The sequence below is a fragment of the Streptomyces sp. NPDC054847 genome (assembly GCF_053610925.1).
Genome location: NZ_JBSGZJ010000177.1, coordinates 1 through 9,110, shown reverse-complemented (window position 1 = coordinate 9,110; position 9,110 = coordinate 1). Strand labels below are relative to the sequence as shown.

Sequence of the window (9,110 nt, the reverse complement as noted above, 5' to 3'; positions counted from 1 at the left end):
ACGACCGCGGTCGCCAACGGTGACCTGTCGCAGAAGGTCACCGTGGATGTCGCGGGCGAGATGCTGGAGCTGAAGAACACCGTCAACACGATGGTGGACCAGCTGCAGTCCTTCGGTTCCGAGGTGACACGGGTGGCCCGCGAGGTCGGTGTCGAGGGCCGTCTCGGCGGTCAGGCCGAGGTGCCGGGTGCGGCGGGTACGTGGAAGGACCTCACCGATTCGGTGAACACCGCGTTCCGGAACCTCACCGGCCAGGTGCGTGACATCGCGCAGGTGACGACCGCGGTCGCCAACGGTGACCTGTCGCAGAAGGTCACCGTGGATGTCGCGGGCGAGATGCTGGAGCTGAAGAACACCGTCAACACGATGGTCGCGCAGCTCTCCTCCTTCGCCGACCAGGTCACGCGCATGGCCAGGGACGTGGGTACGGAGGGCCGCCTGGGCGGCCAGGCCCGGGTTGACGGCGTCAGCGGTACCTGGAAGGAGCTGACGGACTCCGTCAACTTCATGGCCGGCAATCTGACGTCGCAGGTGCGTCAGATCGCGCAGGTGACGACGGCGGTGGCGCGTGGTGACCTGTCGCAGAAGATCGACGTGGACGCGCGGGGCGAGATCCTCGAGCTGAAGAACACCATCAACACCATGGTCGACCAGCTCTCCGCCTTCGCGGAGCAGGTGACCCGGGTGGCCCGTGAGGTGGGTACCGACGGCCGCCTCGGCGGTCAGGCCCAGGTGCCGGGCGTGGCGGGTGTGTGGCGCGACCTGACCGACTCGGTGAACGGCATGGCCGGGAACCTCACGGCACAGGTCCGCAACATCGCGCAGGTCGCCACGGCGGTGGCGCGCGGTGACCTGTCGCAGAAGATCGACGTGGACGCGCGGGGCGAGATCCTCGAGCTGAAGAACACCCTGAACACGATGGTCGACCAGCTGTCGAACTTCGCGGAGCAGGTCACCAGGGTCGCCCGAGAGGTGGGCACCGAGGGCATCCTCGGCGGTCAGGCGGAGGTGCAGGGAGTCTCCGGCACCTGGAAGGACCTCACCCAGTCCGTCAACTTCATGGCGAACAACCTGACGAGTCAGGTGCGCAACATCGCGGAGGTGACGACGGCGGTCGCCAAGGGCGACCTGTCGAAGAAGATCACCGTCGACGCCAAGGGCGAGATCCTGGAGCTGGTGACGACCGTCAACACGATGGTCGACCAGCTGTCCGACTTCGCGGACGAGGTGACCAGGGTCGCCCGCGAGGTGGGTACCGAAGGTGTGCTGGGCGGTCAGGCGCGGGTCCGCGGTGTGACCGGCATCTGGAAGGACCTCAGCGACAACGTCAACCTGATGGCCAACAACCTCACCAGCCAGGTGCGCAACATCTCCCGTGTCTCCGCGGCGGTCGCCAACGGCGACCTGACGAAGAAGGTCACGGTGGAGGCGCGCGGCGAGGTCGCGGAGCTCGCCGACACCGTGAACACGATGGTGCGCACGCTGTCGTCGTTCGCCGACGAGGTGACCCGGGTGGCCCGTGAGGTGGGCACCGACGGCCGTCTCGGCGGTCAGGCGCGGGTGCCCGGTGTCTCCGGCACCTGGAAGGACCTGACCGAGTCGGTGAACTCGATGGCGTCCAACCTGACCGGTCAGGTGCGCCAGATCGCGACCGTCACCACCGCCATCGCCAAGGGCGACCTGACCCGCAAGATCGACATCGATGCGCGGGGCGAGATCCTCGAGCTGAAGACCACCATCAACACCATGGTCGACCAGCTGTCGTCGTTCGCCGAGGAGGTCACGAGGGTGGCCCGCGAGGTGGGCACCGACGGACAGCTGGGCGGTCAGGCCCGGGTCCGTGACGTCGACGGCACCTGGCGCGACCTGACCGAGTCGGTGAACGAGATGGCCGGGAACCTGACCCGTCAGGTGCGTGCCATCGCGGCCGTGGCGACCGCGGTCACCCGCGGCGATCTGAACCTCAAGATCGATGTGGACGCCGCCGGCGAGATCCAGGTCCTCCAGGACAACATCAACACGATGATCGCCAACCTGCGCGACACCACGCTCGCGAACGAGGAACAGGACTGGCTCAAGGGCAATCTGGCCCGCATCTCCGGTCTGATGCAGGGCCGCCGCGACCTCGACGACGTCGCCTCACTGATCATGAGCGAGCTCACCCCGGTCGTCTCGGCGCAGCACGGTGCCTTCTTCCTGGCCGTGCCCGCCGGCAACGGCTCGGAGACCGGCGGCGGTGAGTCGTACGAGCTGTGCATGCGCGGCAGTTACGGATACTCGGCCGGGCTGATGCCGACGTCGTTCCGGCCGGGGGAGACCCTGATCGGGACGGCTGCCGAGGAGAAGCGGACCATCCAGGTCAACGTTCCGCCGGGCTACCTGCGGATCTCCTCGGGGCTGGGTGAGGCGTCGCCCGCCTATGTGATCGTGCTTCCGGTGCTGTTCGAGGGGAAGGTCCTCGGAGTGATCGAGCTGGCGTCGTTCCAGCCGTTCACGCAGATCCAGCGGGACTTCCTGAACCAGATCGCCGAGATGATCGCGACGAGCGTCAACACGATCAGCGTCAACACGAAGACCGAGGTGCTGCTCAAGCAGTCGCAGGAGCTGACGGAGCAGTTGCGTGAGCGCTCCGCCGAGTTGGAGAACCGGCAGAAGGCGCTCCAGGCGTCCAACGCCGAACTGGAGGAGAAGGCCGAGCTGCTGGCGCAGCAGAACCGCGACATCGAGGTGAAGAACACCGAGATCGAGGAGGCCCGGCAGGTGCTGGAGGAGCGGGCGGAACAGCTCGCGGTCTCCATGCGCTACAAGTCGGAGTTCCTGGCGAACATGTCGCACGAGCTGCGGACGCCGCTCAACTCCCTGCTCATCCTGGCCAAGCTGCTGGCGGACAACGCGGAGGGCAATCTCTCCCCGAAGCAGGTGGAATTCGCGGAGACGATCCACGGCGCCGGTTCCGATCTGCTGCAGCTGATCAACGACATCCTCGACCTGTCGAAGGTCGAGGCGGGCAAGATGGACGTGAGCCCGACCCGTATCGCGCTGGTGCAGCTGGTGGACTACGTCGAGGCGACTTTCCGGCCGCTGACGGCGGAGAAGGGACTCGACTTCTCCGTCCGCGTCTCGCCGGAGCTGCCGGCGACGCTGCACACCGACGAGCAGCGGCTGCTGCAGGTGCTGCGCAATCTGCTGTCGAACGCGGTGAAGTTCACCGACAGTGGTGCGGTCGAGCTGGTGATCAGGCCGGCCGGCACGGATGTGCCGCAGTCGATCCGCGAGCAGCTGTTGGAGGCGGGATCGCTGCGCGACCCGGACGGGGACCTGATCGCCTTCTCCGTGACCGACACGGGCATCGGGATCGCGGCCGGCAAGATGCGGGTGATCTTCGAGGCGTTCAAGCAGGCCGACGGGACGACCAGCCGTAAGTACGGCGGTACGGGCCTCGGACTGTCGATCAGCCGGGAGATCGCGCGGCTGCTCGGTGGCGAGATCCACGCGGCGAGCGAGCCGGGGCGCGGTTCGACGTTCACCCTGTACCTGCCGCTCCACCCGAGCGAACTGCCGCCGCAGGGCTACCCGCAGCTCGGACCGGGCGGCGTCGGAAGCCGTCCGGGCGAGGAGGGCGTCGCGGAGGACGGCGGGGCGCAGGTGCGGCCGCAGCCGACCCAGGCGGCTCCCACCGGTCCCGCGGCTCTGCTGCGGCGGCGCCGCAAGGCCCAGGCGGCCCTGGAGCCGTCGCGGGGTGCGGGGCAGCCGGGGGAGACGCCCGGACAGGAGCCGTGGGCGGCCGGCGAGCAGGAGGGCCCGGAGCAGCGGCGGGTGTTCACCTTCGACGGTGAGAAGGTCCTGATCGTCGACGACGACATCCGCAATGTCTTCGCGCTCACCAGTGTTCTGGAGCAGCACGGGCTGTCGGTGCTGTACGCGGAGAACGGCCGGGAGGGCATCGAAGTCCTGGAGCAGCACGACGATGTGACTGTCGTACTGATGGACATCATGATGCCGGAGATGGACGGATACGCGACGACCACGGCGATCCGGCGGATGCCCCAGTTCGCGGGCCTGCCGATCATCGCGCTCACGGCGAAGGCCATGAAGGGCGACCGGGAGAAGGCCATCGAGTCCGGAGCATCCGATTATGTGACCAAGCCGGTGGATCCCGACCACCTCCTGTCGGTGATGGAGCAGTGGATGCGCGAGAAGTGACGGCAGGTCGTGTGATTGTGTGCGAGTCCCTGATCGACTTTGGCCGGAGGCGTGTGGGAGTGGAGGATCCGGGGAACTATCCGGTCTCCCCCCACGTTTGCGGTACGTGCACAGTGACATCACGGTGACAGGGTGTGGCGACGGGCGGGGTGCGGCTACGATGACCGGCACAAGGACGGGCGGCGCAAGGGAGTCGTCCCCTGGGGCGGCGCCCGGTGCGTCCCCCGGCTCATCGAGCTGGGGAGACCCCATGCCGGGGCGAGGAGGACGGGGCATGGTGCAGAAGGCCAAGATCCTCCTGGTCGATGACAGGCCGGAGAATCTGCTCGCGTTGGAGGCCATTCTCTCAGCGCTCGATCAGACGCTGGTGCGGGCATCGTCAGGGGAGGAAGCGCTCAAGGCGCTGCTGACGGACGACTTCGCGGTCATTCTGCTGGATGTCCAGATGCCTGGAATGGACGGGTTCGAGACCGCCGCGCACATCAAGCGCCGGGAGCGGACGCGGGACATTCCGATCATCTTCCTGACCGCGATCAACCACGGCCCCCATCACACCTTCCGTGGCTATGCCGCGGGTGCCGTGGACTACATCTCCAAGCCGTTCGATCCGTGGGTGCTGCGCGCGAAGGTCTCCGTCTTCGTCGAGCTCTACATGAAGAACTGCCAACTGCGGGAGCAGGCGGCGCTGCTGCGGCTCCAGCTCGAGGGCGGCAACCAGACCGAAACGGGAGCCGGCCGGGAATCCGCGGGTCTCCTCGCCGAACTGTCCGCGCGGCTCGCCGCCGTCGAGGAGCAGGCGGAGGCCCTCTCCAAGCAGCTCGACGACGACTCGGCGGACGCGGCGGCCGTGGCGACGGCCGCCCACCTCGAGCGCAAACTCACCGGACTGCGCAGGGCTCTTGACGCTCTGGAGCCCGGCACGGGCGGCGGTTCGCCGACCCTTCCCTCGCAGAGCTAGCGGCAATCAGGCGCCGGGCGTCGGGCACCTGCCGGTGTCCGACCGGCGCTTGATGTCACGTCAGTTCTCCGCACCATCAGCCACGACACGAACGGGTGAAGCAGTGGGCACACGTGTCCGCTGCGGTCGACACCGGTAACCTCACCACCATGGCCTCACGTACGTCCGGCAAGGGTTCCCAGGGCACGGCGGGCACCGCGAAGCCGCGCGCCGGCCGTACGACCGGCGCCGCGAAGAAGGCAGCGCCCGCAAAGAAGAGCGCCGCCAAGAAGGCCGTGCCTCCGAAAAAGGCACCGGCGAAGAAGGCGGCGGCGAAGAAGGCGGTCGCGCCGAAGCCCGCACCCTCTCCCACCGGGGGTGTGTACCGCCTGGTGCGCGCCGTCTGGCTCGGGATCGCGCACGCCGTCGGAGCGATGTTCCGCGGCATAGGGCGTGGCGCCAAGGGTCTCGACCCGGCGCACCGCAAGGACGGGCTGGCTCTGCTGCTGCTCGGCCTGGCGCTGATCGTCGCGGCGGGTACCTGGTCCAATCTGCGCGGCCCCGTCGGCGATCTCGTGGAAATGCTCATCACCGGTGCCTTCGGAAGGCTCGATCTGCTCGCGCCGATACTGCTGGGCGCGATCGCCGTGCGGCTGATCCTCTTCCCGGAGCGGCCGGAGGCCAACGGCCGTATCGTCATCGGCCTTTCCGCTCTGGTCCTCGGTGTGCTCGGTCAGGTGCACATGGCGTGCGGCTCGCCCGGCCGGGGCGAGGGCACGGAGGCGATCCAGGACGCGGGCGGCCTCATCGGCTGGGCCGTGTCCAAACCGCTGATCTTCGCCATGGGCGAGGTGCTCGCGGTGCCGCTGCTCGTACTGCTCACCGTCTTCGGCCTGCTCGTGGTCACCGCCACGCCCGTCAACGCCATTCCTCAGCGACTGCGGCTGCTCGGCTCCAAGCTCGGCATCATCGAGCCGCTGCCCGGCCCCGACACCGAGACGGACGACGAGCGGTACGACGAGCAGTGGCGCGAGGCTCTGCCCGCCCGCCCGGGCCGTTCGGCCGGCCGCGGCGGCGCAGTCGCGGAACCCGGCCCGGACGCGGCGGAGGAGGAGGCCCTCTCCCGGCGCCGCCGGCCGCGCAGGCCGTCGGCCCAGCCGGCCCTGGGCAGGGAGATGGACGCGGTGGACGTCGCCGCGGCGGCGGCCGCCGCGCTCGACGGAGCCGTACTGAACGGCATGCCGCCCTCGCCGCTCGTCGCGGATCTCACCCGGGACGTCACCGCCGAGCGGCAGCGTGCCGCCTCCCCCGTCCCCACCGCACGCGAACCCGAGACACCCGGCCGCGGGCAGAAGGCCCCTGGGGCGAAGGGAGCCGTACCCGACCTGACGAAACCGGCGCCCGACGAGTCCCAGCCCCTGCCGCCGCGGGCCGAGCAGCTCCAACTGTCGGGGGACATCACCTACTCGCTGCCCTCGCTCGACCTGCTCGAGCGAGGCGGCCCCGGCAAGACCCGCAGCGCCGCCAACGACGCGGTCGTGGCCTCGCTGACCAACGTGTTCATGGAGTTCAAGGTCGACGCCGCCGTCACCGGCTTCACCCGCGGTCCGACGGTCACGCGGTACGAGGTGGAACTCGGCCCCGCCGTGAAGGTCGAGCGCATCACGGCCCTGACCAAGAACATCGCGTACGCCGTCGCCAGCCCGGACGTGCGGATCATCTCGCCGATCCCCGGCAAGTCCGCCGTGGGCATCGAGATCCCGAACACCGACCGCGAGATGGTCAACCTCGGCGACGTGCTGCGCCTCGCGGACGCCGCTGAGGACGACCACCCGATGCTCGTCGCGCTCGGCAAGGACGTCGAGGGCGGCTATGTGATGGCCAACCTGGCGAAGATGCCGCACGTCCTCGTCGCGGGCGCCACCGGCTCCGGCAAGTCCTCCTGCATCAATTGCCTGATCACTTCTGTGATGATAAGAGCGACGCCGGAGGACGTACGGATGGTGCTGGTCGACCCCAAGCGGGTCGAGCTCACCGCCTACGAGGGCATCCCGCACCTGATCACGCCCATCATCACCAATCCCAAGCGGGCCGCGGAGGCACTGCAGTGGGTCGTGCGCGAGATGGACCTGCGCTACGACGATCTCGCCGCCTACGGCTTCCGCCACATCGACGACTTCAACCAGGCCGTACGCAACGGCAAGGTCAAGCCGCCGGAGGGCAGCGAGCGTGAGCTCCAGCCGTATCCGTATCTGCTGGTCATCGTGGACGAGCTGGCCGACCTCATGATGGTCGCGCCGCGTGACGTGGAGGACGCGATCGTCCGCATCACGCAGCTGGCGCGCGCCGCGGGCATCCATCTGGTATTGGCCACCCAGCGGCCGTCGGTCGATGTCGTCACCGGCCTGATCAAGGCGAACGTGCCCTCCCGGCTCGCCTTCGCCACCTCCTCCCTCGCAGACAGCCGGGTCATCCTCGACCAGCCGGGTGCGGAGAAGCTCATCGGCAAGGGCGACGGCCTCTTCCTGCCCATGGGCGCCAACAAACCCACCCGCATGCAGGGCGCCTTCGTGACGGAGGAAGAGGTCGCCGCGGTCGTCCGCCACTGCAAGGACCAGATGGCCCCCGTCTTCCGGGACGACGTGGTCGTCGGCACGAAGCAGAAGAAGGAGATCGACGAGGACATCGGCGACGACCTCGATCTGCTCTGCCAGGCCGCCGAGCTCGTCGTTTCCACGCAGTTCGGCTCGACGTCGATGCTGCAGCGCAAGCTGCGCGTGGGTTTCGCGAAGGCGGGACGGCTGATGGACCTCATGGAGTCGCGGAACATCGTCGGCCCCAGCGAGGGGTCGAAGGCCCGTGACGTTCTCGTGAAACCGGACGAACTGGATGGAGTGCTCGCCGTGATCCGGGGAGAGACTCACTCGTAAGGGTTTGACGGGCAACCGTTTCCCTTGGTCATACGTCAAGTTGGAGGGAGGGATGTACAGATGTCCCGACCCCGGGACCGCCCGGCCATTCCGATGGCGTACAAAGCTTCACCGCCCGGTTGCCCCACCCTTTCGTACCACCCATAGACTGAACCTCCAGCAGGTGGTTACACGCTCGAAAGGCGCCCCCGTGTCCATCGGCAACTCCCCCGAAGAAGACCGGCCTTCAGTCGAAGACGAGCGGCCTTCGATCGGTCGCGTGCTCCAGCAGGCGCGTGTCGGCGCAGGCCTCACCGTTGACGAGGTCAGTACCTCCACCCGGGTGCGCATCCCCATCGTGCACGCGATCGAGGAGGACGACTTCTCCCGTTGCGGCGGCGACGTGTACGCCCGCGGGCACATCCGTATGCTCGCCCGCGCCGTCGGACTCGACCCCGAACCGCTCGTCGAGCAGTTCGACGACGAGCACGGCGGCCGCCCGGCGCCGACCCCTGCCGCCCCGCTGTTCGAAGCCGAGCGCATCCGTCCCGAGCGGCGCCGCCCCAACTGGACCGCCGCCATGGTCGCGGCAATCGTCGCCGTGGTCGGCTTCTCCGGCTTCACGCTCTTCAGTGACGCGGAGAGCGGCGGCGGCAACGTCGCCGAAGGCCCCGCCTCCGGCACGAAGCCCACTCCCACCGACGCCCGGACGACCAAGCCCGCCGATCCCAAGCCCGAACCCTCGGACAGTGCCATCGCGGCCCTGCCGAAGGACAAGGTCACGGTGAAGCTGTCCGCCACCAGCGACAAGAGCTGGATCTCCGCCAAATCGCACAACGGCAAGCTGCTCTTCGACGGGCTGCTGCTCAAGGGCGAGACCAAGACCTTCCAGGACGACGAGCGCGTCGACCTGATCCTCGGCAACGCCGGGGCGATCGAGCTGTTCGTGAACGGCAAGAAGGTCCAGGACGAATTCAAGATGGGCGGCGTCGAACGGCTCTCCTACACGAAGGGTGACCCCGAGGTCGGCTGAGCCCTCGTCCCGGCACGGGCCCCCGACC

At 68.5% G+C, this 9,110-nt stretch carries 4 protein-coding genes; all 4 read left to right on the top strand.

What is annotated here, in order from left to right:
* Positions 1 to 4,203, top strand: a 4,203-nt coding sequence (locus tag ACWGH4_RS18990; RefSeq protein WP_453462048.1) for a HAMP domain-containing protein, incomplete at its 5' end; no start/stop codon positions are given.
* A gap of 274 nt (positions 4,204 to 4,477) precedes the next feature.
* Positions 4,478 to 5,161, top strand: a complete 684-nt coding sequence (locus ACWGH4_RS18985) for a response regulator (RefSeq protein ID WP_441266708.1) — start codon at positions 4,478 to 4,480, stop codon at positions 5,159 to 5,161.
* 149 nt (positions 5,162 to 5,310) lie between these two features.
* On the top strand, positions 5,311 to 8,070 hold the full coding sequence (locus ACWGH4_RS18980; RefSeq protein WP_453462044.1) for a DNA translocase FtsK: 2,760 nt from the start codon (positions 5,311 to 5,313) through the stop codon (positions 8,068 to 8,070).
* Between the two features lie 190 nt (positions 8,071 to 8,260).
* Entirely contained in the window at positions 8,261 to 9,082 is an 822-nt protein-coding gene (locus ACWGH4_RS18975) for a helix-turn-helix domain-containing protein (RefSeq protein WP_453462041.1), read from the top strand.
* Positions 9,083 to 9,110 lie beyond the last annotated feature (28 nt).

Excerpts from the sequence above, each read along its gene's own strand:
- ACWGH4_RS18980 (WP_453462044.1), top strand. The coding sequence starts at position 5,311 with ATGGCCTCACGTACGTCCGGCAAGGGTTCCCAGGGCACGGCGGGCACC.
- ACWGH4_RS18985 (WP_441266708.1), top strand. The coding sequence starts at position 4,478 with ATGGTGCAGAAGGCCAAGATCCTCCTGGTCGATGACAGGCCGGAGAAT.